Annotated in this window: 1 protein-coding gene; it reads right to left on the bottom strand. The window is 68.9% G+C overall.

Going from position 1 to position 244, the window contains the following annotated elements; translation table 11 throughout:
- Positions 1 to 244: AMP-binding protein (locus tag ACW9IB_RS29560; RefSeq protein WP_457416873.1), on the bottom strand; the 244-nt coding region annotated here is incomplete at both ends.

Here is a 244-nt window from a genome sequence, read left to right as displayed (position 1 = left end):
CAGGCTGGATGGCCTGCGGGCAAGTGCGACAGCCACTGGGGCTGAGTCAGGGTGATTTGCGCGTCGGCATCGTTGATCAGGAACGCCAGGCGTGCTGCCGGCAGTTCCGGATCCAGCGGCAACCAGGCGGCACCGGCATGCACCACGCCGAGCAGGGCCACCACCATGTCCACCGAGCGCTGCATGCATACCGGCACGATGGATTCGCGGCCAATACCGGCAGCGCGCAGGGCGCGGGCCAGGG

Source organism: Pseudomonas sp. SDO524_S393, assembly GCF_054071875.1.
The sequence above is the reverse complement of the archived record's forward strand: the minus strand, read 5'-3'. Positions and strand labels throughout refer to the sequence as shown.